Annotated in this window: 16 protein-coding genes and 3 rRNA genes; 9 read left to right on the top strand and 10 right to left on the bottom strand. The window is 61.2% G+C overall.

The window, feature by feature from the left end:
* Positions 1-129 precede the first annotated feature (129 nt).
* Positions 130-1,041, top strand: a complete 912-nt coding sequence (gene trhO / locus BLT92_RS05890; RefSeq protein ID WP_092104001.1) for an oxygen-dependent tRNA uridine(34) hydroxylase TrhO — start codon at positions 130-132, stop codon at positions 1,039-1,041.
* A gap of 119 nt (positions 1,042-1,160) precedes the next feature.
* Here the strand turns inward: trhO and BLT92_RS05885 are convergent, their stop codons facing one another.
* Entirely contained in the window at positions 1,161-2,201 is a 1,041-nt protein-coding gene (locus tag BLT92_RS05885) for an epimerase (protein WP_092103998.1), read from the bottom strand.
* Between the two features lie 524 nt (positions 2,202-2,725).
* On the opposite strand from BLT92_RS05885, the gene BLT92_RS05880 reads away from it, so the two are divergent.
* The 4 genes from BLT92_RS05880 (at position 2,726) to BLT92_RS05865 (ending at position 9,325) form a co-directional block, all read left to right on the top strand.
* Positions 2,726-4,263, top strand: a 16S ribosomal RNA gene (locus tag BLT92_RS05880).
* Between the two features lie 413 nt (positions 4,264-4,676).
* A 23S ribosomal RNA gene (locus BLT92_RS05875) occupies positions 4,677-7,788 on the top strand.
* A gap of 162 nt (positions 7,789-7,950) precedes the next feature.
* Positions 7,951-8,069 (top strand): 5S ribosomal RNA (gene rrf, locus BLT92_RS05870).
* Together the 16S, 23S and 5S rRNA genes form the textbook arrangement of a ribosomal RNA operon.
* A 158-nt stretch (positions 8,070-8,227) precedes the next feature.
* On the top strand, positions 8,228-9,325 hold the full coding sequence (locus BLT92_RS05865; RefSeq protein WP_231939047.1) for a DoxX family protein: 1,098 nt from the start codon (positions 8,228-8,230) through the stop codon (positions 9,323-9,325).
* A 21-nt stretch (positions 9,326-9,346) separates the two neighbouring features.
* Here the strand turns inward: BLT92_RS05865 and BLT92_RS05860 are convergent, their stop codons facing one another.
* Positions 9,347-10,492, bottom strand: a complete 1,146-nt coding sequence (locus BLT92_RS05860; RefSeq protein WP_172802558.1) for a DUF6882 domain-containing protein — start codon at positions 10,490-10,492, stop codon at positions 9,347-9,349.
* Between the two features lie 230 nt (positions 10,493-10,722).
* Between BLT92_RS05860 and BLT92_RS05855 the strand changes: the two genes are divergently transcribed.
* The 4 genes from BLT92_RS05855 to BLT92_RS05840 all read left to right on the top strand — a co-directional run bounded on the left by BLT92_RS05855 (position 10,723) and on the right by BLT92_RS05840 (position 17,368).
* Positions 10,723-12,456 (top strand): ABC transporter ATP-binding protein, encoded by a 1,734-nt coding sequence (locus BLT92_RS05855; RefSeq protein ID WP_092103991.1) that lies wholly within the window; start codon positions 10,723-10,725, stop codon positions 12,454-12,456.
* 1 nt (position 12,457) lies between these two features.
* The gene (locus BLT92_RS05850; RefSeq protein ID WP_092103989.1) at positions 12,458-14,659 is read left to right on the top strand and encodes an ABC transporter ATP-binding protein; all 2,202 of its coding nucleotides are present in this window, start codon (positions 12,458-12,460) and stop codon (positions 14,657-14,659) included.
* A 422-nt stretch (positions 14,660-15,081) separates the two neighbouring features.
* Positions 15,082-16,566, top strand: coding sequence for a hypothetical protein (locus BLT92_RS05845; protein WP_092103987.1), 1,485 nt, complete (start codon positions 15,082-15,084; stop codon positions 16,564-16,566).
* A gap of 307 nt (positions 16,567-16,873) precedes the next feature.
* Complete coding sequence (locus BLT92_RS05840) at positions 16,874-17,368, top strand: peptidoglycan-binding domain-containing protein (protein ID WP_092103985.1); 495 nt, start codon at positions 16,874-16,876, stop codon at positions 17,366-17,368.
* Between the two features lie 21 nt (positions 17,369-17,389).
* On the opposite strand, the gene purQ is transcribed toward BLT92_RS05840, so the two are convergent.
* The 8 genes from purQ to BLT92_RS05800 form a co-directional block, all read right to left on the bottom strand.
* Entirely contained in the window at positions 17,390-18,130 is a 741-nt protein-coding gene (purQ, locus tag BLT92_RS05835) for a phosphoribosylformylglycinamidine synthase subunit PurQ (RefSeq protein WP_092103983.1), read from the bottom strand.
* Positions 18,130-18,384 (bottom strand): phosphoribosylformylglycinamidine synthase subunit PurS, encoded by a 255-nt coding sequence (gene purS / locus BLT92_RS05830; protein ID WP_092103981.1) that lies wholly within the window; start codon positions 18,382-18,384, stop codon positions 18,130-18,132. Before purS ends, purQ begins: the two co-directional genes overlap by 1 nt.
* A 146-nt stretch (positions 18,385-18,530) precedes the next feature.
* Entirely contained in the window at positions 18,531-19,946 is a 1,416-nt protein-coding gene (locus BLT92_RS05825) for an NAD(P)/FAD-dependent oxidoreductase (RefSeq protein WP_092103979.1), read from the bottom strand.
* Positions 19,947-20,039: 93 nt separating this feature from the next.
* Complete coding sequence (locus BLT92_RS05820) at positions 20,040-20,894, bottom strand: ABC transporter permease (RefSeq protein ID WP_092103977.1); 855 nt, start codon at positions 20,892-20,894, stop codon at positions 20,040-20,042.
* A 1-nt stretch (position 20,895) separates the two neighbouring features.
* Positions 20,896-21,801, bottom strand: a complete 906-nt coding sequence (locus tag BLT92_RS05815) for an ABC transporter permease (protein ID WP_092103975.1) — start codon at positions 21,799-21,801, stop codon at positions 20,896-20,898.
* Positions 21,798-22,961 (bottom strand): polyamine ABC transporter substrate-binding protein, encoded by a 1,164-nt coding sequence (locus BLT92_RS05810; protein WP_092103973.1) that lies wholly within the window; start codon positions 22,959-22,961, stop codon positions 21,798-21,800. The genes BLT92_RS05815 and BLT92_RS05810 overlap by 4 nt, the downstream gene beginning before the upstream one ends.
* Entirely contained in the window at positions 22,954-24,114 is a 1,161-nt protein-coding gene (locus BLT92_RS05805) for an ABC transporter ATP-binding protein (RefSeq protein ID WP_092103971.1), read from the bottom strand. Before BLT92_RS05805 ends, BLT92_RS05810 begins: the two co-directional genes overlap by 8 nt.
* Entirely contained in the window at positions 24,111-25,781 is a 1,671-nt protein-coding gene (locus BLT92_RS05800; RefSeq protein WP_092103969.1) for an amidohydrolase, read from the bottom strand. Before BLT92_RS05800 ends, BLT92_RS05805 begins: the two co-directional genes overlap by 4 nt.
* Positions 25,782-25,806: the final 25 nt, after the last annotated feature.

Genomic DNA, 25,806 nt, shown 5'->3' with positions numbered 1-25,806 from the left:
TCACAGCCAATCTTAGCCGGGGTGCGGGGGAGGAGGGGAAGTCGGTCTCATCAATGGCATTCACCGCCGACTTCGGTGGGACCCAACCGCCGACTTCGGCGGACACATTCGCCAATTAGAATATGGGCCATGGCAACTCCCAAGATCGTTCTGTTCTACGTATTCACTCCTCTTGCCGATCCCGAGGCGGTCAAACTGTGGCAGCACACGCTGGCCGAGAGTCTCGGGCTCAAGGGCCGCGTGATCGTGTCGAAGGACGGCATCAACGCCACCATCGGCGGCGACATCTTCGACGTCAAACAGTATGTGCGGGCCACGAGATCCTACGAGCCGTTCAAGAAGGCCGACATCAAATGGTCCAACGGCGAAGGCGACGACTTCCCACGGCTGAGCGTCAAGGTCCGGCCCGAGCTCGTCACCTTCGGCACCGATGACGAGATCACGGTGACCGAAGCGGGAGTCGAGGGCGGCGGAGAACATCTCAAACCGGGAGCCCTACACAAACTCCTCGACGAACGCGGCGATGACGTCGTCTTCTTCGACGGACGCAATGCGATGGAGGCCCAGATCGGGAAGTTCCGCGACGCTGTCGTGCCGGAGACGGATACCACTAAGGACTTCCTCGAAGAGATCGAATCAGGTAAGTACGACGACCTCAAAGGCAAACCCGTCGTCACCTACTGCACCGGCGGCATCCGCTGCGAGGTTCTGTCCGTGCTGATGAAGAACCGCGGCTTCGAAGAGGTCTATCAGCTCGACGGCGGCATCGTCCGCTACGGGGAGACCTTCGGCAACACCGGGTACTGGGATGGTTCCCTCTACGTCTTCGACAAGCGCATGCACGTGGAGTTCGGCGATGGAGCGGAATCGATCGGTCACTGCGTCGCGTGCGAGAAGGCGACTCCGAACTTCGTCAACTGCGCAAACCTCGACTGTCGCCTGCAGTACCTGCGGTGCGAGGACTGCTCCGAGAAGGACCGGCAGCCCTACTGCCCCGACTGTGTGCAGGCCGGAATTCCCGCCGAGGCGACTGCCGGCTGAGCAGGTCCGATCCGTCGGGCCGCCTGGAGAGTCGACACCAGCCACCCGACCCTGCAAAAGCGCGGCGCGTACGGGTGGTCCAGTCCACTACAGGTGGCTGTTGTGGGTTCGGGTGGCTTTCAGCGCAGTAGGCTCTTCGTCGCGGCGCGGATGTCCGTCCACTTGAAGTCGAATCCTGCTTGCTCCAGTCGCTCTGGCAACACCCATCTGCTCTTGAGTACCAGCTCCGACTCCTGCCGCAGGACCACCATTCCGATCTCGAGCAGCCATCGAGGTGCCGGAATCCCGATCGGCATACGCACGCCGCGCCGCAGGGCCGCCATCAGCCTGGTGTTGTCCGAAACCCCGGGGCTTGAGATGTTGAGGGGACCGGCGACCTCGTCATGGTCATCGATGAACCGGATCGCACGCACCACATCGTCGATATGCACCCAGCTGAACCGCTGCTTCCCATGACTGAGTGGATGACCGCGCCAGATTCTTTGGCCCGAGGCATCGGGCCCAATACCTCGATACCGCGTGTGGCCGAACCACCGTCCTTCCAACTGAGGTCCGCCAGCACCGAACCTGGCTGCCGTCGCGAGCATGTTCAGGGCCGCCCCGTCCCCGAGCACGATCGCCATGCGCATCGCGACTCTTCTGGTCTCCGGCAGGTCGCCACGGAAGAACTCGCGCTCCCAGCCCTTGGCTACGTCAACAGAGAAACCCTCACCGATATCACCATCGGCCTCAGTCTGTGGTCGATCCATGGCATGCCGGTAGATCGTGGCCGTGCTCGAATTGATCCACAAACGCGGAGGCGCCGAGGCGGCCCTGACCGCATCGTTCAAGGTCCGAGTCGTCGCGACTCGTGAGTCCCAGATCTCCTGCCGGTTGTGATCGCTGTATCGACACCCCACGCTGCGGCCGGCGAAGTTGATGAGCAGATCAGCACCATCGATCGCCGCGGCGATCCCAGCAGGGTCGCTCCAGGAGATGTGGTGACGGGAGGATGCTGCCCGGCCGATGGTGCGCACCCGATATCCCCACGACTCGAGGGGAGCGATGAGCGCTCTGCCGATGAAGCCGGAGGCTCCGGCGATGACCGCCGTGGGTGCTGCGTCGCTCTCGACACGTCGTGGTTCGTTCTTGGGAAGGTGAGAAGCCTTTTCCGCAGTCATGAAGCGACCGTAACACCGGCGGAAGCAGGCAATGGCGCGGGCTTTGTCGGGCGCAGCCCTGACGTGCCCGGAGCATGTGGTGGGCGTCACTGTCAGTTTTCTGGTTTCGAGTTGCACCCGGTGGCTGGCCTGGTCTAGAGTTGTATCTCGTTGCCCCGCAGAAAACGAGTTCTTCGAGAATGGTTTTCACCGGGTGTGACCAGCACAAACACAGTTTGGTTTGGTTCACACGAAGGAACGTTGGGTAGCGAAAAAATGTGAAACTGACACCCCTGGTGAACGCGCCTCTTTTTTTGGTGTGGTGACGGGTGAGTGTTTGTGGTTTGAGAATCCAATAGCGTGTTTGTTTGAACAGATAGTGATGCCAGAAACATTTTTTCTGGTAAGACAATCAAGCAATCAGAACTGACTGGTCACCCCTCGCCGGGTGGCCCGAACATGTCTGGTTGTGTTTTTGAGTCAGCATTGATCACCCCGTGATGGTGTTGGCTTGTCTTGCTGGGATTTTAACGCAACATAATTTTTTTATGGAGAGTTTGATCCTGGCTCAGGACGAACGCTGGCTGCGTGCTTAACACATGCAAGTCGAACGCTGAAGCTCTGGTGCTTGCACCGGGGTGGATGAGTGGCGAACGGGTGAGTAACACGTGAGTAACCTGCCCCTGACTTCGGGATAAGCCCGGGAAACTGGGTCTAATACCGGATATGACCGTTCCTCGCATGAGGGATGGTGGAAAGTTTTTTCGGTTGGGGATGGGCTCGCGGCCTATCAGCTAGATGGTGGGGTAATGGCCCACCATGGCGACGACGGGTAGCCGGCCTGAGAGGGCGACCGGCCACACTGGGACTGAGACACGGCCCAGACTCCTACGGGAGGCAGCAGTGGGGAATATTGCACAATGGGGGAAACCCTGATGCAGCGACGCAGCGTGCGGGATGACGGCCTTCGGGTTGTAAACCGCTTTCAGCAGGGAAGAAGCCCCTCGGGGTGACGGTACCTGCAGAAGAAGTACCGGCTAACTACGTGCCAGCAGCCGCGGTAATACGTAGGGTACGAGCGTTGTCCGGAATTATTGGGCGTAAAGAGCTCGTAGGTGGTTGGTCACGTCTGCTGTGGAAACGCAACGCTTAACGTTGCGCGTGCAGTGGGTACGGGCTGACTAGAGTGCAGTAGGGGAGTCTGGAATTCCTGGTGTAGCGGTGAAATGCGCAGATATCAGGAGGAACACCGGTGGCGAAGGCGGGACTCTGGGCTGTAACTGACACTGAGGAGCGAAAGCATGGGGAGCGAACAGGATTAGATACCCTGGTAGTCCATGCCGTAAACGTTGGGCACTAGGTGTGGGGGACATTCCACGTTCTCCGCGCCGTAGCTAACGCATTAAGTGCCCCGCCTGGGGAGTACGGTCGCAAGGCTAAAACTCAAAGGAATTGACGGGGGCCCGCACAAGCGGCGGAGCATGCGGATTAATTCGATGCAACGCGAAGAACCTTACCAAGGCTTGACATACACCAGACCGGGCTGGAAACAGTCCTTCCCCTTTGGGGTTGGTGTACAGGTGGTGCATGGTTGTCGTCAGCTCGTGTCGTGAGATGTTGGGTTAAGTCCCGCAACGAGCGCAACCCTCGTTCTATGTTGCCAGCACGTGATGGTGGGAACTCATAGGAGACTGCCGGGGTCAACTCGGAGGAAGGTGGGGATGACGTCAAATCATCATGCCCTTTATGTCTTGGGCTTCACGCATGCTACAATGGCTGGTACAGAGAGATGCGAGACCGTGAGGTTTTAGCGAATCCCTTAAAGCCAGTCTCAGTTCGGATCGTAGTCTGCAATTCGACTACGTGAAGTCGGAGTCGCTAGTAATCGCAGATCAGCAACGCTGCGGTGAATACGTTCCCGGGCCTTGTACACACCGCCCGTCAAGTCACGAAAGTCGGTAACACCCGAAGCCGGTGGCCCAACCCCCTTGTGGGGAGGGGGCCGTCTAAGGTGGGACTGGCAATTGGGACTAAGTCGTAACAAGGTAGCCGTACCGGAAGGTGCGGCTGGATCACCTCCTTTCTAAGGAGCACACATTAAGATCCTCATCGCAGTACCCGTACGTGGTACTGGGTGAGAGCTCAAGGGTGGAACATCATCTATCTGGCTCGTTGACACAGCGTCGCTTCGGGGTATGTGCCTCGTGTGACGGTGAGCGTGGGCGAATAGGAACTGACACGTTATTGGGTCCTGGAATCACAAACCAGCCAGCAATGGTTGTGTGTGTGGTTTCATCCAACGGACCGACCTAGTCCGCGAGTCCTGCGCAGCGCGCAGGGTTTGCGGGGTGGTGTTTGGTAGTGGTTTGAGAATCGTATAGTGGACGCGAGCATCAACAACACAACTTTGTTGTGTTGTTATGTAATGTGATTTTTCTTGTGAAATCTTTAGTGTGAAATTTTCGCACACACGCATGATGACCATGAATGTGGTTGTGGTGAGTGTGTAAGAGCGCATGGTGGATGCCTTGGCATCAGGAGCCGATGAAGGACGTGGAAATCTGCGATAAGCCTCGGGGAGCCGATAAACGGGCTGTGATCCGAGGGTGTCCGAATGGGGAAACCCCGCCGCATGAGAGTGTGGTGACCCGCATCTGAATATATAGGGTGTGTGGGGGGAACGCGGGGAAGTGAAACATCTCAGTACCCGTAGGAAGAGAAAATAAAACATGATTCCGGGAGTAGTGGCGAGCGAAACCGGATGAGCCTAAACCGTGTCAGTGTCAAGCGTGCTGGTGTTGCTGAGACGGTGTTGTGGGGTATGCGTGATTTGGTCCAGCATGGCCAAGACGTTGAGTGTGTTGCGTGTAGTCGAAGCTGGTGGGAAACAGTACCGGAGTGGGTGAGAGTCCCGTAGACGAAACATGTGGCCCCGGCGTTGTGCATATGCCCGAGTAGCACGGTACTCGTGGAATGTCGTGTGAATCTGCCAGGACCACCTGGTAAGGCTAAATACTTCCTGATGACCGATAGCGGATAGTACCGTGAGGGAATGGTGAAAAGTACCCCGGGAGGGGAGTGAAAGAGTACCTGAAACCATGTGCTTACAATCCGTCAGAGCCTCCTTGTTGGGGTGATGGCGTGCCTTTTGAAGAATGAGCCTGCGAGTTAGCGGTGCGTGGCGAGGTTAACCCGTGTGGGGTAGCCGTAGCGAAAGCGAGTCCGAATAGGGCGTATGAGTCGCGTGTCCTAGACCCGAAGCGGAGTGATCTAGCCATGGGCAGGGTGAAGCGTGTGTAAGAGCGCGTGGAGGCCCGCACCCACTTCAGTTGAAAATGGAGGGGATGACCTGTGGTTAGGGGTGAAAGGCCAATCAAACTCTGTGATAGCTGGTTCTCCCCGAAATGCATTTAGGTGCAGCGTTACGTGGTTCTTGCCGGAGGTAGAGCTACTGGATGGCTGATGGGCCCCAACGGGTTACTGACGTCAACTAAACTCCGAATGCCGGTAAGGTTCAGCGTGGCAGTGAGACAGTGGGGGATAAGCTTCATTGTCGAGAGGGAAACAGCCCAGACCATCAACTAAGGCCCCTAAGCGTGTGCTAAGTGGGAAAGGATGTTCAGTTGCGAAGACAACCAGGAGGTTGGCTTAGAAGCAGCCATCCTTGAAAGAGTGCGTAATAGCTCACTGGTCAAGTGATTGAGCGCCGATAATGTAGCGGGGCTAAGTACACCGCCGAAGTTGTGGCAGCATCCCGTATAGCCGTAATGGTGGGGTGTTGGGTAGGGGAGCGTCGTGCTGGCAGTGAAGTCGCCGTGTGAACGAGTGGTGGAGCCGGTACGAGTGAGAATGCAGGCATGAGTAGCGAAAGACGGGTGAGAATCCCGTCCACCGGATGACCAAGGGTTCCAGGGCTAGGCTAATCCGCCCTGGGTAAGTCGGGACCTAAGGCGAGGCCGACAGGCGTAGTCGATGGACAACCAGTTGATATTCTGGTACCGACGCACAACCGACAATACTAAAACATATGATACTAACCACGAGAGATGCCCTTCTGGTCTTCGGACTGGGTGTTGGTGTTGATTGTGGGACCTGAGTGTGGAGTCGGTAAGCGCGAGGTGTGACGCAGGAAGGTAGCCAGGCCACGCGATGGTAGTCGTGGTCTAAGGTCGTAGCACGTGGGGGTAGGTAAATCCGTCCCCGCATATGGTGTGAGAGCTGATGGGCGCCCCACTTTGGTGGGGTGATCTGGTGATCCTATGCTGCCGAGAAAAGCATCGGCGTGAGGGTGTGTGTTGCCCGTACCCTATAACCGACACAGGTGGTCAGGTAGAGAATACTAAGGTGATCGAGAGAATCGTGGTTAAGGAACTCGGCAAAATGCCCCCGTAACTTCGGGAGAAGGGGGACCATCCCGGTGAACCAGACTTGCTCTGGGATGTGCTGGTGGTGGTCGCAGAGGCCAGAGAGAAGCGACTGTTTATTAAAAACACAGGTCCGTGCGAAGATGTAAGTCGATGTATACGGACTGACGCCTGCCCGGTGCTGGAAGGTTAAGAGGACTCGTTAACCCCTTTGGGGTGAAGCGGAGAATTTAAGCCCCAGTAAACGGCGGTGGTAACTATAACCATCCTAAGGTAGCGAAATTCCTTGTCGGGTAAGTTCCGACCTGCACGAATGGCGTAACGACTTCTCTGCTGTCTCAACCACGAACTCGGCGAAATTGCATTACGAGTAAAGATGCTCGTTACGCGCAGCAGGACGGAAAGACCCCGAGACCTTCACTATAGTTTGGTATTGGGATTCGGTGTGGTTTGTGTAGGATAGGTGGGAGACTGTGAGGCTACGACGCTAGTTGTGGTGGAGTCGTTGGTGAAATACCACTCTGACTATACTGGATTTCTTAACTTCGGACCCTGATCGGGTTCAGGGACAGTGCCTGATGGGTAGTTTAACTGGGGCGGTTGCCTCCTAAAGAGTAACGGAGGCGCCCAAAGGTTCCCTCAGCCTGGTTGGCAATCAGGTGTCGAGTGTAAGTGCACAAGGGAGCTTGACTGTGAGACGGACGTGTCGAGCAGGAGCGAAAGCTGGGACTAGTGACCCGGCCATGGCTTGTGGAAGCGTGGTCGCTCAACGGATAAAAGGTACCTCGGGGATAACAGGCTGATCTTGCCCAAGAGTCCATATCGACGGCATGGTTTGGCACCTCGATGTCGGCTCGTCGCATCCTGGGGCTGTAGTCGGTCCCAAGGGTTGGGCTGTTCGCCCATTAAAGCGGTACGCGAGCTGGGTTTAGAACGTCGTGAGACAGTTCGGTCCCTATCCGCTGCGTGCGTAGGAAATTTGTGGAGGCCTGTCCTTAGTACGAGAGGACCGGGACGGACGAACCTCTGGTGTGCCAGTTGTACCGCCAGGTGCATGGCTGGTTGGCTACGTTCGGGAAGGATAACCGCTGAAAGCATCTAAGCGGGAAGCCTGCTTCGAGATGAGATTTCCAACCCCGTTTTGGGGGTGAGGTGTCCTATAGATTATGGGGTTGATAGGCCGGGTATGGAAGCACTGTGAGGTGTGGAGTTGACTGGTACTAATACGCCGATCACTCATCCAACACTTTTTTGGTGGTTGGTGTGTGCGGGTAACACTGTAGGTTTTACGAGACGTTTTTACGGGTCACATTATGTGTGGTGTTCGCGTTCGCTGTGCGGTTCTTGGACTGCTACCTGCCCTTTGAGATTGATGAAGTCTTGGGGTGGTGGTGGTTTGTTGGTTTTGCGGTGGTGATAGTGGTGGGGAAACGCCCGGTTAACCGTTCCGATCCCGGTAGCTAAGCCCATTCGCGCTGATGGTACTGCAACTTGGTGGTTGTGGGAGAGTAGGTGACTGCCGCAATATTCTTTGAGAGGGGAGGGTCATTCCGTTTTGACGGGGTGGTCCTCTCCTCTTTTTTGTATTCATCGTGTTTCTGGGATCGGTGCAGGGGGCTTTCCCTATTCGGCAGGGGAGTTTGCCTCATTAACATCGTCGGGCCGTCGTTCTACGGTGAGAGTATGCCTGACAACCTGCGATATAGAAGTAGCCCTGAAGCTGAACAGAATCACAATGAGTACAGCCGAACTGATGACGACACCTCACCAACGGACTCGGGCACACCAGCGGGTCGCAGCACCAGCAAACCGCGGTTGATCGCACTTCGAGTCCTCTGGGCCGGACACTGGCTCCTCCGCCTCTGGCTGGCAGGCTACCTGCTCATCTACGGCTGGTCGAAAGTTTTTCTCATGCAGATGGGACAGGCGGACTACGCTGATGCTCTGATCCAATACGGCGAGATGAGTCCCATGGGACTGCTCTGGCGTTTCATGGCCTTCTCCCCGGCCCTCCAGATCCTCGCCGGTGCTGCGGAGGTCGCAGCCGCTGCATTCCTGCTGTTCCGGCGCACCGCGTGGCTGGGAGCCCTCCTCGCCGCGCTCGACATGGCAGTTGTGTTCCTGCTCAATCTGACCTTCGACGTGCCCGTCAAACAGCTCTCAGGCATCATGGCGCTGGCGGGGATCATTCTCCTCATTCCCAACCTGCCCCGCTTGTGCCGCTTCCTGGTGGGCAAGCCCACGGGTGCCCCCGTTGCAGGCTGGATATCGAGGAACCGGATCTTCCTGGCTATCACACGCTGGACCTCGCCTCTGTTGGCGATCGCAATGCTGGTCGGCTCGGGTGCCGTGCTGGTAAACATGACCGACTGGGGCAGGTTCGATGAGCCGAGCGAGATTGCAGGCGTCTACAGGGTCTCGGGCGAAGGGCGATCGGACTTCAGCGACTCCCAACTCACCCAGGTGGCCTTCGGCCAATTGACGAAGGACGGGACTGCCGCAGTGAGCCTGCGATATTCGGATGGCAGCCTGCAGGAAGGCACCTACAGCATGGACAGCGACAACGAGGTCACGCTGAAGCTCTATGCGAAGCAGGAAGGTTCACAGGGCCTCGACAGAGACTACGTGCACGAAGCGACTCTCGCCTTGTCCACCGACGAGTCCGGCGAGGTCAGATTGACCGGCCAGAGCCTTGATACAACCCTGAAGCCTGATCCGGAACGGCGGTACCTCTTCGACCGCGACTTCAGTTGGGAACCACGCGTACCCATCAATCGATGATGGGTACGCGGCACGAGCAGATCAACGTCCGAAGAGCTTCGAGAACAGCCCCTTCTTCTTTTTCGGCTCCTCGGACTTGGGCTCTGTTTCAGCCGCCTGGCCTTCGTCGAGCTGTGCTTCTGCCGCCGGCGAGGCCGCGGGCTCTTCCTCGGACCCCGTCGGCTGTTCGGACCCGGTGTCAGACGTGGGGCCAGCGGAAGCGGACTCCCGTTCGTCACCGGCGGCCGCCTCGGCGGGGGATGTTGTTGGGGTGGTCGAACGAGGCGCTTCCGTCGCGGACTCAACTGGTGACGGCGAAGGCGTCGAGGCGGCGTCTCCCGTGTCGGCGGCAGCGGGTTCGGTGACATCAGCCTGCTCAGCAGTGGACGGTTCAGAGACCGGACTCTGTGCGGTGGCAGCCGAGTCCGTAGCAGGGGAACCAGCGGCGGCCGCAGCCGGCGAGCTCGGCCCGGTGGCCTGTGCATACTGCTGTGCGGCCTCGCCCTCGAGAGGTGCCCCAATCTCGCAGTTGGAGATCCGGTTCTGCTCGTCAAAGGACAGGTCGGCCGAACCATCGGCGAAGAGCAGCCGCAGGCCGGCCTCGGGCAATGCTGTGGTGGGAATGCCGCGCTTGGCCACATACGCCTCGAGCGCGACGCGATGGTCAGTCACAGTCGTCTGCGTCAGCCCCTGCATGAGGGCCCGCACCGAGGTCTTGACCTGAGCTTCGGGCAGGGTCAGCTCCGGAGCATCAACAAGCAGCCAGACAGTGGTTCCGGCGCCCGCGGCGGCAGGGTAGTGGGCCCACTTTCCGGTGGCCTCCTTCGCCGCCAAGGTCAGACGCAGAGCCAGCTCTTCGTCGAGCTGGAGTTCCTCCGTGACCAGCTCAGCGACATCCTCGGCGGCACCGAACTTGCGAACGTCGTGGGCGAGACCGACGACGGTCTCGGGGAACTCGTTGATGTTCTCCCACCCCCACAGCCACGTGTTCTGCGCCTTCGACTCCGAGCCGAGCAGGTGCGGACGACCACGCAGGACGGTCCCCTCGGCCGAGGTGAAGGTCAGATGCGGATCGGAGGTGAAGTCGACCTCCCATTCGGCATCGGCGATGAGGGCGCCGAAGTGCGTCTGCATCTCGGTGGAGAAGAAGACGGCGCGATTGACGAGGTCCTGCAAAGTTGTGCTCATGATTTCAAGACTAGAGGTGTCCGTGCGATTAGCGAGGAGGCACGCCCAGCCACCGGTGAGGTCGGCCCCGGTTTCGGCCGCTCGTGTCAGTGGCGCGTGGTGAACTGTCACGACAGAAGAAGCAGTCCAGATCTATTGCTCGGGAGGTCAACGCATGTAAGATTGCCTGTTGCGCTTTCGTATAATTCAACGCCGTTTTCGCGAACTACTGAACTCACTGGACTTCCACCGTGGCCCTATTACGCCTGTCCCTGAAATACGCTCAATCCTATTGGCTCTACATCGTCTTCGTCATAGTCCTGCAGTTGGCCGCCACCATCGCGGCCCTGTTTCTGCCGAGCCTGAACGCGCAGATCATCGACCAGGGAGTCGCCAAAGGCGATACCGACTTCATCTGGTCGACCGGCATGACGATGATCATCGTCTGCCTCGTCCAGGTCGTGACCGCCGTGACCGCGATCTTCTTCGGCGCCCGCACCGGCATGGGAGTAGGCCGGGATCTTCGGCGTGCCATCTACCGCAAGGTCGACGAACTCTCGACGCTCGAAGTCGGCGGATTCGGAAGCGCCACACTCATCACCCGCAACACCAACGACGTCCAGCAGGTCCAGATGCTGGTGCTGATGACCTTGAACTTCATGGTCTCCACTCCGATTATGTGCATCGGCGGAATCATCATGGCACTACGCGAGGACGTGGGACTGTCATGGCTGGTGTGGGTCTCCGTGCCGTCACTGTTCATCGTCGTCGGCATCATCGTCTACCTGCTGATGCCGCTGTTCCGTCGTATGCAGGAGCAGGTCGACGGCATCAACGGCGTCCTCCGCGAACAGATCACCGGCATCCGGGTCATCCGTGCGTTCGTGCGCGAACCCTTCGAAACCGATCGCTATGCAGACGCCAACCGCGCGCTGACAGAAACCTCCGTCAAGGTCGGCAACCTCTTCGTGCTCATGTTTCCTGCGATCATGATGATCCTGCATCTGGCCACCGCCGCCGTGATGTGGTTCGGCGGTCACCGAGTCGACGCCGGCCAGATGGAAGTCGGATCGCTGACGGCATTCCTGCAGTACCTCCTGCAGATTCTCGTGGCCGTCATGATGGGCGTGTTCATGATGATGATGATTCCCCGCGCCGTCGTCTGCGCCGAACGCATCTCCGACGTCCTCGACTCGACCACGTCCATGATCATCCCGGATGGAGTCGACGAACTCCCTCGCCGAGGTGAGCTCGAGTTCCGCAATGTCACCTTCGGTTATCCCGGGGCTGAGGTTCCCGTCCTCGAGAACCTCAGCTTCACCGCGCAGCCGGGAACGACAACCGCGATCATCGGTGCCACAGGTGCTGGTAAATCCACCATCGTCAACCTCATCCCGCGTCTGCTCGATCCGCGGTCGGGTGAGGTGCTCATCGACGGTGTGCCCGTCAGTGCGTTCAACAGGCACCAGTTGGCGCAGCTGGTGGGTCTGGTGCCGCAGAAGCCGTATCTGTTCTCCGGCACGATCGCCTCCAATCTGCGGTTCGGAAACGAGTTCGCCGATGACTCGGAACTGTGGGACGCACTGACCACGGCTCAGGCCGCGGACTTCGTCGCCGACAAGACCGATCAGCTCGAGGCAGGCGTCGCTCAGGGTGGCACCAACTACTCGGGCGGACAGCGGCAGAGACTCTGCATCGCCAGAGCTCTGGCGGCCAAACCGAGGATCTTCGTCTTCGACGATTCGTTCTCCGCTCTCGATGTGGCCACTGACGCGCGCCTGCGTAGCGCCTTGAATGCGACGACCGGCGATTCGACGGTGGTGGTCGTGGCTCAGCGGGTCTCGACAATTCGAGACGCCGATCAGATCATCGTCCTCGACGAAGGCAAAATCGTCGGCCGGGGCACACACGAGGAACTCGTCGATTCGAACGAGACCTACCAGGAGATCGTCGAATCCCAGCTGGCCACGGAAGGGGTGAACTGACATGGCGAACAAGGAGTCCAAGGAGTCGACGACATCGAGCACCTCGGCGGCAACTGCGACGACCGACCCGGATGCGGCGCAGACGGCCGACGAGGAATACCTGCCCCGCGGCGACGAGGGGGACATGTTCGACGACACCCCAGCCAGGAAGGCGAAGCACTTCTGGCCCTCGGTCAAACGACTGTTCGGGCTGATGACAACGGAGAAGCTCGGCCTCATCAACGTCGTTCTGCTCGTCATCGGTTCGGTGATCCTCACTGTCATCGCCCCGAAGGTGCTGGGCAAGGCCATGGACATCGTCTATTCCGGTGTCATCGGGTCGCAGCTGCCTGCAGGCGCGAACATCGACGACATCATCGCCGGCGCTCGAGCAGAAGGCAGAGACGACTTCGCCAACATGCTCGCCACCGCCGACGTTGTTCCCGGGCAGGGCATCGACTTCACCGCGCTGGGCCAGATCATCATCATCGTGCTTCTCATGTATCTCGTGGCCTCGATGCTCATGTGGGCGCAGGGGTACATCCTCAACGCTCTCGTCATGCGGGTCGTCTACCGGCTGCGCGAAGACATCGAACGCACCATAAACAAGCTCCCGTTGCGATACTTCGACACCAGGCAACGCGGTGATGTGATGTCTCGGGTGACCAACGACGTCGACAACATCCAGCAGGCACTGCAGCAGGCCTTCTCTCAACTCGTCCAATCGGCTCTGACCATCGTGGGCATCGGCGTGATGATGTTCATCGTGTCCTGGCAGCTGGCGCTGCTGGCACTCATCGCGCTCCCACTGTCTGCGGTCATCGCCGGCGTCATCGGCACCAGATCGCAGAAGATGTTCAAGGCGCAGTGGAAACACACCGGTGACGTCAACGGACACGTCGAAGAATCGTTCTCCGGCCTCGACGTGGTCCGTGCATTCGGCCGCGACGAGATCATGCTCGAAGAGTTCGACCGTCGCAACGAGTCCCTGTACAGAGCCTCGGCGGGTGCTCAGTTCGTTTCGGGCATGATCATGCCCGCAATGCAGTTCGTGTCCTACCTCAGCTACGTCCTCATCGCCGTGGCAGGCGGCCTGAAGGTGGCCTCAGGGCAGATGACTCTGGGCGACGCAACCGCCTTCATCCAGTACTCCCGTGAGTTCTCCCAGCCGATCTCGGAGATGGCAGGCGTGGCGAACATGCTGCAGTCCGGCGTCGCCTCAGCTGAGAGGACCTTCGAACTTCTCGATGCAGAGGAGGAAGAACCCGATGGCGCCCAGGAGACGCTGCCGCAGCGCACTCCAGGCAGGGTCGAGTTCTCCGATGTCAGCTTCCGCTACACCGAAGACACTCCGCTCATCGAGAAGGTCTCGTTCACTGCCGAGCCCGGCCACACAGTTGCCATAGTCGGACCGACAGGGGCAGGCAAGACCACCTTGGTCAATCTCGTGATGCGCTTCTACGAGATCACTGGTGGCCACATCTTCCTCGACGGCACCGACACACGGGACCTGACCCGAGCGGATCTGCGCTCGCATGTGGGCATGGTGCTGCAGGACGCATGGCTGTTCGAAGGCACCATCCGCGAGAACATCCGATACGGCCGACTCGGCACCACAGACGAGGAGGTCATGGATGCGGCACAGGCGACCATGGTCGATCGCTTCGTGCGGCAACTTCCCGAGGGCTATGACACAGTCATCGACTCCGATGGTGGAAGCGTTTCTGCTGGTGAGCGCCAGCTGATCACAATCGCACGGGCATTCCTCGCCGACCCGTCGCTGCTCATCCTCGATGAGGCGACTTCCTCGGTCGACACCCGCACCGAGGTGCTCGTCCAACAGGCCATGGCTGCGCTGCGCACCGACAGGACATCGTTCGTCATCGCGCACCGCCTGTCAACGATCCGCGACGCCCACACCATCCTGGTGATGGAGGACGGAGCGATCGTCGAACACGGCAACCACGATCAGCTGCTGGCAGCAGAGGGAGCGTATTACCGTCTCTACATGTCGCAGTTCCGTGGGGAGGACGCTGAAGAGCAATTCACCGCCGAGGTGCTTGCCGAGTCGGAAGCAGATCCTGGAATCCTCGTCGAGGATCGCACCACTGCGGACGGCGCTGACGGGGTTGACGTCGCTGACAGGACTGACCCCGCTGACGGCGCAGAGGACAATGCCGAACGCGGCGTCGACAACGCTCCTCCGGCCCCACGCGGGCACTGAGCGACGACACGGTCACAGTCTCCTGAACCCATGCTGCCGACTGTTCGGTCGCACTGGGTGAATCGGTCCCTGCAGCTTCGGTTGCAGGGACCGAACCCATGTGCGTCGAAGGTAACGATTTTCGGGTGGCAACGACCAAGTCTGCGCAATCGTGACATAGGACATCCCCGCCTCTGCCACCGTCACGCGTCGCTGGATCAGAAGTGAAAGACATGGTGGCTGGGGGGAACAGAACCCTGAATAGCAGTGACCGATCGCTTCCCGAGTACGCGCGATGTCTCAAAGGGGTAACCATTCAGAGGTTTCCCAATCACATTTCCGTCATGAACTAAAAGACCAAAAGTCGTCGCTTGCTGACGGCGAACGTATGGTCGCTTCCATAACTGCACACGGCAGCCACTCTGGCCTCTGGAAGGATCATCATGAAACGGCTGGCTCTCGCAGCAAGCATCGCATTGGCGGTCTCCACCATCGGAGTCGGCCCGGCGGTTGCGAATTCTCTGGACACCCCGCCCGAACTGACGACCCAGGAGAATGCACAGTCCCCAGGCGCCGAGGCTGAGAATGTCACCGACGCTGTCGATCCCGGCGAGAACGGCAGCCCTGCCGACCAGGGTGGCGACGATGCGCAGGGCGACGCGGGCCAGGGGCAGAACGGTGGTCACGACGGGGTTGAGACGGCCGACCCCGGCGCACCGACCTCTCCCGGCGAAGACACTGCCGACTCGGACGGCGATAAAGACGACGCAACCGAAGACGCGAGCGATGACGGTTCCGACGGAGCCGAGGAATCCGAGCCGATCGAGGCGGACTTCTCGCTCGAGAAGACCACAATGACCGCCGAAGAGATCGGTGATCCGGAAACGGGGATCCGTTACACGATCGACTCCCTCAAAACAGGTGATGTCGTCACCGCCGAGCCCGGTGAAGACTCATCCACCACAGTTGAGGAAGACGGCACCTTCAGCGGAGCCATTATGGGCAATAGTGAACTCAAGACCGGTGACACACTCGACGTCACGGTGACCGTTGAACGAGAAGGCCAAGAGTCGAAGACCTTCAGCGGAAGCGTCGAGGTCGTCGCGGCAGACGACGAAGACGAAGACGAAGAACCCCCGAGCGCGGAGCTCACGGTGTCTCCCCAGAGTCAGGGCCTCCATGAGTTCCTCACCGACGGAGTCAGCCTCATGCTGGTCAATTGCGTCGTCGACGAAGAGGTGACCTTCCGCATCAGCACGCAAACCGACCCCGACACCACCGTCTGGGAAGACACCCAGATGGCCGGCGAGGACGCTGCGGGAGCCAGCACTTTCGTTCCTGACGGTGAGGGCGGAGCCGACTGGGTCGGCGACTACCTCGTCACGGCTTCATGCGGTGACCAAAGCGTCGAGACAACCTTCACAGTGACCGCAGACGACAGTGCCGTCGACCCCAAGCTCGCCATCGACCCGGAGACGGTATCCGGGAAGGACTTCGTCAATCGCGACAAGGGCGTGACCATGACCGTCACCGCATGCGAACCCGGTAGTGACGTCCAGTTCAAAGTCTGGGGTCATGAGCCCAGCGAGAAGCTCTACGACAGAACAGTCGAGGCCAACGAGAACGGCGCTGCATCGGTCCAGGTCTATGGCCTCGAGAACAATCCGGACGCTTATGCCGGCACATACAAGGTCATCGCCGTCTGCATGGATCAGAGCATGGAAGGCCAGTTCGTGGTGACCGGAGGCGGAGCCGGTGACCCTGACGGGGGGTCGGATGATTCCGGTGAGGCAGGGAATTCCGGCAACGCCGGTTCGATGCCGCGCACCGGTGCCGAGCTCACCGGTCTCGGAGCAGGGGCGGTCCTCATCCTGGCGGGCGCAGCGACAATCATCTCCGCCCGCCGTCGCGCACAGTTCGGATCGTGATCGGTGACCCGTCGGGTTGGTGAACACTCCCGGCCCGACGGCGCGAAGCGACACCGAGAAAGGGCATTCGGCCCTGGAACACCGGCCACACGAGCCGGAGCTCCGGGGCCGATGCGCGTGCACAGGCCGTGACCGTCCCAGTGCTTCAGGACCATCTCACGGGCATGCGGGATGAGTCTCGTCCAGCCCTCGTCGGGAACTGTGCGCCGGTCATAGATTGACGGTTGTGGCGGCAAGGCTGCTTCCACGAATATTCACGATCGGTGAGTTCCGGCCCGGAAGCACCGGCACTAAGCAGGAGGAGAAAATGTCCAATCCCGGTCAACCCATCATCAAGCGAGGATCCCAGGGCGACGTCGTCAGGAGGGCACAGCGAGCTCTGCGCAGAGTGCCGGATCATTCGGTGGCAGTCGATGGAATCTTCGGAGCCGTGACAGAAACAGCAGTCGAGAACTTCCAGGACGGCGCCGGACTCGATGTCGACGGCATCGTCGGCGACAAGACCTGGGAGGCACTGCCGAACGGAGGAGCGATGCCCACGCTCAAGGTCGGCTCGTCTCATGGAGCCGTAGCGGACCTGCAGAAAGTTCTGCACAGCGGTTCTGTTGAGGGAGACTGGCCCTCACCCGGGGAGCCCGACGGCGAATTCGGGTCCGCGACCAAGACGTCCGTCGAAGGGTTCCAGAAGTGGGGCGACGTCGACATCGACGGAATCGTCGGTGACGAGACCTGGTCGGTGCCCTTGCACGCCGCATCCGCGACGCTTGAGACAGCCGTCGGCCTCAAATGGGCCGACGGCTGAAGAGCGCGCCGGTGACTTGGCTCAGCGGCCCGTGACGAGGGTGCGCACGGCTGAGGAGAAGAATCCCTGACCGTCGATGCCGCCACCGTCTTCCGGTCCGAAGCCGGCTTCAACGGCGTGTTCGGGGTGGGGCATGAGTCCGACCACGTTTCCGGCATCGTTCGTGATGCCGGCGATGTCGCGTAGGGAACCGTTGGGATTGGGGCCCTGGTAGCGGAGCGCCACACGGCCAGTGCCTTCGAGCTCGTCGAGGACCTCTTCGGTGGCGACGAACCCGCCCTCACCGTTCTTCAGCGGAATCCGAATGGTCTGACCCTGTGAGTAGTCACCGGTCCAGACGGTATTCGTGTTCTCTACGATCAGTTCCTGGTCACGGCAGATGAAATGCTGGTGGTCATTGCGGATGAGGGCACCGGGCAGCAGATGCGATTCGCAGAGGATCTGGAAGCCGTTGCAGATGCCCAGGACCGGCATGCCGGCGTTGGCGGCCGAGACGACGGATTCCATGATCGGAGCAAAACCCGCGATCGCACCGCAGCGCAGGTAGTCCCCGTAGGAGAACCCTCCGGGCAGAATGACACCGTCGACACCGGCAAGCGTGGAATCGGCGTGCCAGAGGTTCACCGGCTTCGCGCCGGCAAGACGAACGGCACGTGCGGCATCACGATCATCGAGCGTACCGGGGAACGTCACAACACCGATCGAGGCTCCGGACTCAGCACCCGCCTCGGCGATGGTGGGGTCGGTGGCGACTGCGGTCATCAGGCTTCCTCGATGGCACGAACGGCCACGACATTCTCGATGACCGGGTTGGACAGGAGCTTCTCTGCAGCTTCACGAGCCTGGGCGAGAACCTCCTCGGTGACCTCGCCTTCGACTTCGAGCTCGAAGCGCTTTCCCTGTCGTACCTCACCGAAACCGGTGAAGCCGAGTCGGGACATTCCACCGGAGATCGCCTTACCCTGAGGGTCAAGAATCTCGGGTTTGGGCATCACCTCAACGACGACACGTGCCATGCGTGTTCTGCTCCTTCAAGAAAGTGTTCGGGAGTTCCTCCCGCGCTCGCTCAAAGTCTATCAAGCACGGACGGAACTCCCGCCTTCGGTCCGAGCTGCGGACGCCACGAACCGGACGCCACGAATCGCGGACCCCACAGTCAGCCTCAGGAGTCGAAGCCCATACCCACCGCGTCGAGTGCCTTGAGCAGCGGACCACGCCGGCCTTCGTTGCCATCGGCCTTGATCATCGCATTCGTCGTCATCTGGATGCCCAACCAGGCCACCGGCTCAGGAGGGAAGGGCAGGGGCAGCTTGCGCACCATCTCCAACTGGGTCAGTTCCGTATCCTGCCCGGTCAGCAGGTCGAGCATGACGGTGCCGGCGAAGCGCGAGGCGCCCACACCCAGTCCGGTGAAGCCGGCGGCCATGGCGACTTTCTTGCCGTAGGCCGTGGCGAAGAAGGAGAAGAACCGCGAACAGGTGTCGATGGGTCCGCCCCATTTGTGGCTGAACTTCACTCTGTCCAGTTGGGGGAACGTCTCGTAGAAGTGCTCGGCCAAGGTCTCGAAGGTCTCGGCCCGCTGATCGTACTTCCACGAGACCTGCCGACCGTAGTGGTAGACGGCGTCCCATCCGCCGAAGAGGATCCGGTTGTCTGCCGAGAGTCGGTAGTAGTGGAATCGGTTCGCGCAGTCGCCGATGCCCTGTCTGCCGTTCCACCCGATCGATGTCAGCTGCTCATCACTCAGCGGCTCGGTCATCAGGGCGTAGTCGTAGACCGGGACGGTATGCAGACTGACCCGTTTGAGGAGCGAGGGGAAGACGTTCGTCGCCAGAGCCACCCGCTGCGCCGTGATCGTCGAGGAGCTCGCGGGTCCGGACGCGGTCGCAGAGTTCACTCGGGTCGTCACCTGCACCGTCGACGTCCGGTCGCTGACATCGGTGACCTTCGTGCCTTCGAAGACCTCGACGCCGAGTTCACGGATGACCCGCAGCAGTTCCCAACACAGCTTGGCGGGGTTGACCAAGGCAACCTCCCGAGAGTCCCAGAGAGCACCCTTGTACGTCGGTGACTTCACGATCTGCGCCAATTCCTGCTGATCGTAGAAGATGAAACCAGCCTCGGGGTCGTGTGCTTCGCGCAGCTCCGGAACCTGGTAGTCCTCGGTCGCGACATCGAGTTCACCGGTGCGTTCGAACTCGACATCCATGTCGTACCTGGCCACGGCGGCCTCGATCGCGTCGAGGTTCTCCCGCCCCAGCTGCGCCAGTCGCTCGTTCTCATCCGGCAGATGCGATTCGCCGTTGTCATAGCCGTGGGTGAGGCTGGCGGCACAGAACCCGCCATTGCGCCCCGAGGCGGCCCACCCGATCGTGTTCGCCTCAACCAGGACGACGTGGCGATCGGGATCGCGCTCCTTTGCCTGCAGAGCCGTCCACAGGCCGGTGAAACCACCCCCGACGATGACGAGGTCGGCCTCGAGATTGCGGGTCAGCGGCGGCAGAGGCTCCGGCCGCTGCTCGGAATCGAGCCAGAACGGAACGGTCGAGGCGTCGGCCAGTGCGGCATTGACGTCCATGTCACTTCTCCTTCTGCCTTGCGGCAAATGTCAGCTGTGTGCAGGTGTGCGGGCCTCGCGGACTCCGGGCCCGCCTCGGCGAGGGGGTGGGAATCATCCGGCCATGGTCTTGATGATCTCCGTCGAGCTTCCCCCAGTCTTGCGCAGAGCCAGGGCGCAGACCCCGAGCGCGATGAGGGTGAGCAGGAACATGAGAGTCGAGATCGCGGCGATCTCGGGCCGCAGCGCCACCTTGACCGCAGCGAAGATGTAGACCGGCCACGGTGTCGAACCCGGCAGCTGGACGAAGCTCGAGAGGATCGTGTTGTCCAAGCTGAGTGTGAACGACATGAGGGCGCCGGCAAAGATGCCGGGAGCCGCGATCGGCAGGGTGATGTCGCGGAACCTCTGCCACGCGTTGGCACCGAGGTCGGCTGCGGCCTCCTCGAGCTGCTGGTTCATCCCGGCCATTCGCGCCCGGATGATGAAGGTCACGACGGCCATCGAGAACATTGCGTGCGAGACGATCAGGCGAACCAATCCGTCGTTGAACGGGGTCAGCCCCCAGTCCACGCCGAGCGTGACGAACCACGGCAGGAAGGCGATGCCGTCGACGATCTCCGGGGTGAACAGTGTGGCACCGAGAACGACGGTGAGTCCCACGGCCCACCACACCCCGCGCTTGGCACGGGCGAGGGCGACGCCGCCGATGGTGCCGAAGATGGTCGCCACGATCGCCGACCCGACGGCGGCCTGGAGGCTCGTGAACACGGTGGCGACGATGACGTCGTTGTCGAGCCCGTTGGCATAGGCATTGAAGCCGAATTCGGAGAAGTTCGCGAGCACCTTGCCGTTGTTGAACGAGTAGGCGACGATGACGGCGATCGGCAGGAACAGGTAGATGAAGACGAGGATCCCCCATGCGCTGAGGAGCCTGTCGGTCAGCGGTTTGCGGATCGTATGGGCCATGTCATGCCCTCCCGTTCGAGATCGGAATACTGTTGGCCTTCGCCGCGATGAGCTGCCCGATCTTGAGCAGAGCGAAGCCGAGGCCCACGACGACGACAGTCGAGGCGATGAGGACGACGGCCATGGCCGAACCCAGCGCCCAGTTCTGAGCGGAGTTGAACTGTTCGGCGATGAGCTGGCCGATCATCGACCCGCTCGCCCCGCCGAGCACGGTGGCGGTGATGTAGTCGCCGTTGAGTGGGATGAAGACGAGCAGGCAGCCCGAGATGACGCCCGGCATCGCCATCGGCAGTGTCACCTTGAAGAAGGTCTTGACCTTGTTCGCGCCGAGGTCGTAGCTGGCCTCGCGCAGCTTCGTGCCCGACCGGTCGATGGCCACGAAGAGCGGCAGGATCATGAGCGGCAGATAGTTGTAGACGACGCCGATCTGGACCGCGGTGTGCGTGTAGAGGATGTCGATCCTCTCCTGAGTCAGCCCCAGCGCCATGAGCCCCTCGGAGAAGAAGCCCGTGGGGGAGAGGATGATCTGCCAACCGAGCGTGCGGACGAGGAAGTTCGTCCAGAACGGCACCATGACCAGAGCCAGGGCGAGGCTGCGCCGGGCTGGGGAGATCTTCACCGCGATCCAATAGGCGAAGGGCAGTGCGATGAGCAGACAGATGAACGTGCCGAGGAGCGAGATCCGCAGCGTGGCGAAGAACGTCGACACGAAGGCCGGGTTCAGCGCCTCGGGGAACCGATCGAAGCTGAGCTCATCGGTGGCCACCGCCGTGTAGATGTCCGGCTTGTAGCCGAAGCTGAAGAAGAACACCATCGCCACGGGGATGACGAAGAAGAAGATGACGTAGGCCCACGTGGGAAACGACAGCGCCGCGGGTCCGAAGATTCTGTTGCGAAGCGGAATCATGCTGCTCCCGACCTCCTTTTGGCCTCGGTGAGGATGTCGACGCGTGCCGCCATTCCCTCATTGAAGATGCTGGCCTCGAGTCGATCGAGAACCTCCTGGTCGGGGAAGATGAGATTGAGGTAGTCGAGCTCGGCCTCCTTCGCCTTCTCCTCCGTGCCCTTGACCCCGATCGGATAGCCGATGTATTCGATCTGGGTCATGGTGTTCTCGGGAGAGATCATGAAGTTGATGAACTCGTGTGCGGCATCCGGATGCGGTGCCCCGGTGGCGATCGCCCAGCAGTCCATCCAGAGATTCGCCGAGGGGGTCGGGAAGACGTACTCCCAGTCCTCCGGGTTGTCGACCTCGTTGAAACCCTGACGGGCGTCGCCGTTGTAGGACTGCATGAGGTCGAAGCTGCCCTGGATCATTCCCGTCGAGGCGCTGCCGAAATAGGCGCGGACATTGGGCGCGATCTCGTCGAGGATGATCTTCTTCGCCTCGGCGAGCTCCTTCTCATCGGTCGTGTTCAGGCTGTGCCCGAGGGTCGCCAGCGTGATCGCCGTGACCTCCCACGGATCGGAGAGCAGCGATGTGCGTCCCGAAGCCTCACCCTGGGCAGCATCGATGAAATCCTGCCAGGAGGTCATCGTGCGCGAGATGACATCGGTGCGGTAGGCAAAGCCGGTTGTGCCCCAGGCCTTGCAGATCGTGTACTCATTCCCGGGATCGAACTCCTGGTCGATGAAGTTCGGATCCATGTGCGAGAAGTTCGGAATCAGGGACAGATCCAGGGGTTGGAGCAGGTCATGGCTGGCGAACCGGTCGATCTGGGAGCCGGTGGGGACGACGACATCGTAGCCGGAGGTTCCGCGGCTGGAGGACAGCTTGGCGATGAGCTCCTCGTTCGATCCGTAGGAGTCGACCTGCAGGAGCACATCGAAGTCGTCGCGGAACTTCTCCAGCAGATCCGGAGAATCGTAATCACCCCAGGTGTAGAGGTTGAGCTTCGATTCGAGCTCGCCGTCGGTCGCCGGTGAGGCGGCCATGCTCGTATTCCGCCCGCAGGCGGTCAGAGCCCCGAGGCCGAGGACGCCGAAGCCGGCCAGAGCCGCTCGTCTTGTGATCCTTTCGACCTTGCTGTGCGGAGCGAGGACGCTGATCGGGGAGCGCTCACTCATCGGCGAACACCGCCACCGCATCGGAGTCCCAGGACAGCGCAACCTCGTCGCCCTGCGCGAAGATCCGGGCACCGGCCGCTGGGACACGAGCGAGGACCTCGTCATTCGATCCGGACCGCACCATGTACTGCACGACATCGCCGAGGAACGAGGTGGAGATGACGGTGCCCGGGGCAGTGTTCGGCGTCGTCCCGGCAGCGGGATCGGCCCCGGCGACTCGCATCCGCTCGGGACGGATGGCGGCTCGGACCGTGTCACCTTCGCGCAGGGCTCCACCGCCGGCGGAGGAGCCTGCCGTGGCAGGTTTGGACTCGATCGCGCTCGTGTGCATCACCGAGTTCTTACTCGTCAGGGTCGCTCCCGCGTCGTCGACCTCGGTCACGCTGACCGGGATGAAATTCTGTTTGCCGATGAAGCTCGCGACGAACCGATTGCCCGGCTCCTCGTAGATCTCCTCACCGCTGCCGACCTGCTGGATGACCCCCTCGTACATGACGACGATGCGGTCACTCATCGCCAGTGCCTCCTGCTGATCATGGGTGACGAACACGAAGGTGGTGCCGAGTCTCGCATGCAGGCGCTTGAGCTCGAGCTGCATCTCCTCGCGCAGTTTGCGGTCGAGAGCCGACATCGGCTCGTCGAGGAGAAGGACCTGTGGGCGGTTCACCAGGGCGCGGGCGAGGGCGATGCGCTGCTGCTGACCACCGGAGAGCTGTTCGGGTTTGCGCCCCGCGAAGTCCTCCATCTGGACCAGCGCGAGAACCTCACGGACCCTCTCGGCGATCTCCGGCTTGGGGACTTTGGCCTGTTTGAGTCCGTAGGCGATGTTGTCGGCGATGTTCATGTGGGGGAAGAGCAGGTAGGACTGGAACACCGTGTTCACCGGGCGCCGGTGCGGCGGGAGGCTGACGATGTCCTTGCCCGACAGAAGGATCGCCCCGTCTGTGGGAGTCTCGAAGCCTGCGATCATGCGCAGCAGGGTCGTCTTTCCGCAGCCCGAGGGGCCGAGGAGGGACAGGAACTCGCCCTTGCGCACGGACAGATCAAGACGTTCGATCGCAGTGGTGTCCCCGAAGACCTTCTTGACTCCTCGAACCTCCAGGTGCCCGACCTGCGGGGGAGCAGATGACTCTGGCGTGACTGTCGTGGTCATGATTGCCTTTCAGGATGTGTGACTGGAATGGACTCTGGGGCGGTGGCAGCGACTGTGGCTGAGCCGATGCCGTCGTAGACGATGCGGCCGCCGGCGACTGTCAGTTCGTTGTGCACCTCGACGAGTCTGCCCGGGGCGATGTCGAAGGGGTTCGCACTCGCCAGCGCGAGATTGGCGACCTGGCCGGTGCGGATGGTCCCGTTGGTGTTCGAGCGCAGCAGGTGCGCGGAACCAGAAGTGTAGGCGCGCAGCGCGGTGGTCAGGTCGATGGCCTGCTCGGGCAGGAGCGGTGCCGGGTCGCCCGCGTCCGGGTGCGAGCGGTTCACGGCAACATGGATCGCCTCCCACGGGTTCGGCGTCGAGACCGGCCAGTCCGAACCCATGGCCAGGTGGGTCCCTGCCTTCGCGAACGACTTGAATGGATACAGCCAGCCGGTGCGTTCGGCACCGAGGTAGGGAATGTTGAGGTCGAGCAGCTGCTGGTCGTAGCAGGCCCACAGCGCCTGCAGATTCGCGGTGATCCCGAGCGTCGCGAAGCGGTCGACATCAACGGGGTCGACGACCTGGACGTGGGCGATGTGATGGCGGCGGTCGCTGTGGCTTCCGACGGCTTCGAATGCGTCGAGGGCGGCCTTGACGGCGGCATCGCCGATCGCATGGCAGTGGATGTCGAAGCCTGCCGCGTCGAGGGCGGCGAAGGACCGGTGGAGGTGCTCGCGGGTGAAGTAGCTGGTTCCGAATCCGCCGCAGGCGCAGCTGTACTCAGCGCTCATTGCGGCTGTCCGGGATTCGACGATGCCGTCGAGCATGAACTTCACCGAGGTCGTGCGGAACTGTCCCTGGGTTCGCCGCTGCTCGAGCAGGGCTGCGACCTGGGCGTCGATGTCCTCGACGTCACGGGGCCACCACAGGCTGCCGACCACCTCGGCGGACAGATCGTCGGAGTTCTCCGCATCGACATAGGCGTCGAAGGGGGAGCGGTGGCCGGAGTAGTCGCCGACGATCGCATCCATCCATGCGGTGACGCCGAGGCCCTGAAGGTAGGACTGCCCGGCGAGCAGTCCGGCGCGAATGGCGGAGTCGGAGGCGGCGGGGACGATCCCGGAGACGATGTCCATCGCGGATTCGTGCAGGCACCCTGTCGGTGCGCCGTCCGCGCCCTTCTCGATCACGCCTCCGGGCGGGGTGGGGGTGGAGGCGTCGAGGCCGGCGAGGTCCATGGCCCTCGAGTTCACCCATGCCGAATGATGGTCGGCGCTGAGCAGGATGATGGGGCGCTCGGGACTCAGCTCGTCAAGGATAGCAGCGGTGGGTGCACCGCCGGGGAAGTCGGCCATCGACCACCCGCCGCCGGTGACCCAGTCATCTGCCGCTTCCGGAGCGGTCGCGGCTAGGTAGTCCCGGATCACGTCGAGTGAGGCCTCGAGCCCCTGCGCTTCGCTGAGGTCACAGGCCAGGGACTCCTGTCCGCCGAAGGTCGTGTGCACATGGGCGTCGACGAACCCGGGCGTGATCAGTTTCCCGGTGGCCGTGATGGTGCGTTCGGCAGGTTCGGCGGCCGCGCCGATGCCGATCTCGGTGATGATGCCGTCGCGAATGCTGATGCGGTTCGCGGGCAGGACGGCGTGGCCGTCGAAGATGCTGACGTCGAGAACGTCGAGGTTCATGGTCCTCCCGACTTCTTTGTCGAAG

The organism is Brevibacterium picturae, from assembly GCF_900105045.1.
Taxonomy (GTDB): domain Bacteria; phylum Actinomycetota; class Actinomycetes; order Actinomycetales; family Brevibacteriaceae; genus Brevibacterium; species Brevibacterium picturae.
The sequence above is the reverse complement of the archived record's forward strand: the minus strand, read 5'-3'. Positions and strand labels throughout refer to the sequence as shown.

Coding starts and splice junctions, on each gene's coding strand:
- BLT92_RS05805 (WP_092103971.1), bottom strand. CDS start 24,114: ATGACCACGACAGTCACGCCAGAGTCATCTGCTCCCCCGCAGGTCGGG.
- BLT92_RS05885 (WP_092103998.1), bottom strand. CDS start 2,201: ATGACTGCGGAAAAGGCTTCTCACCTTCCCAAGAACGAACCACGACGT.
- BLT92_RS05860 (WP_172802558.1), bottom strand. CDS start 10,492: ATGAGCACAACTTTGCAGGACCTCGTCAATCGCGCCGTCTTCTTCTCC.
- BLT92_RS05865 (WP_231939047.1), top strand. CDS start 8,228: ATGCCTGACAACCTGCGATATAGAAGTAGCCCTGAAGCTGAACAGAAT.
- purQ (WP_092103983.1), bottom strand. CDS start 18,130: ATGACCGCAGTCGCCACCGACCCCACCATCGCCGAGGCGGGTGCTGAG.
- BLT92_RS05815 (WP_092103975.1), bottom strand. CDS start 21,801: ATGATTCCGCTTCGCAACAGAATCTTCGGACCCGCGGCGCTGTCGTTT.
- BLT92_RS05825 (WP_092103979.1), bottom strand. CDS start 19,946: ATGGACGTCAATGCCGCACTGGCCGACGCCTCGACCGTTCCGTTCTGG.
- BLT92_RS05810 (WP_092103973.1), bottom strand. CDS start 22,961: ATGAGTGAGCGCTCCCCGATCAGCGTCCTCGCTCCGCACAGCAAGGTC.
- BLT92_RS05800 (WP_092103969.1), bottom strand. CDS start 25,781: ATGAACCTCGACGTTCTCGACGTCAGCATCTTCGACGGCCACGCCGTC.
- BLT92_RS05850 (WP_092103989.1), top strand. CDS start 12,458: ATGGCGAACAAGGAGTCCAAGGAGTCGACGACATCGAGCACCTCGGCG.
- trhO (WP_092104001.1), top strand. CDS start 130: ATGGCAACTCCCAAGATCGTTCTGTTCTACGTATTCACTCCTCTTGCC.
- BLT92_RS05840 (WP_092103985.1), top strand. CDS start 16,874: ATGTCCAATCCCGGTCAACCCATCATCAAGCGAGGATCCCAGGGCGAC.
- BLT92_RS05820 (WP_092103977.1), bottom strand. CDS start 20,894: ATGGCCCATACGATCCGCAAACCGCTGACCGACAGGCTCCTCAGCGCA.
- BLT92_RS05845 (WP_092103987.1), top strand. CDS start 15,082: ATGAAACGGCTGGCTCTCGCAGCAAGCATCGCATTGGCGGTCTCCACC.
- purS (WP_092103981.1), bottom strand. CDS start 18,384: ATGGCACGTGTCGTCGTTGAGGTGATGCCCAAACCCGAGATTCTTGAC.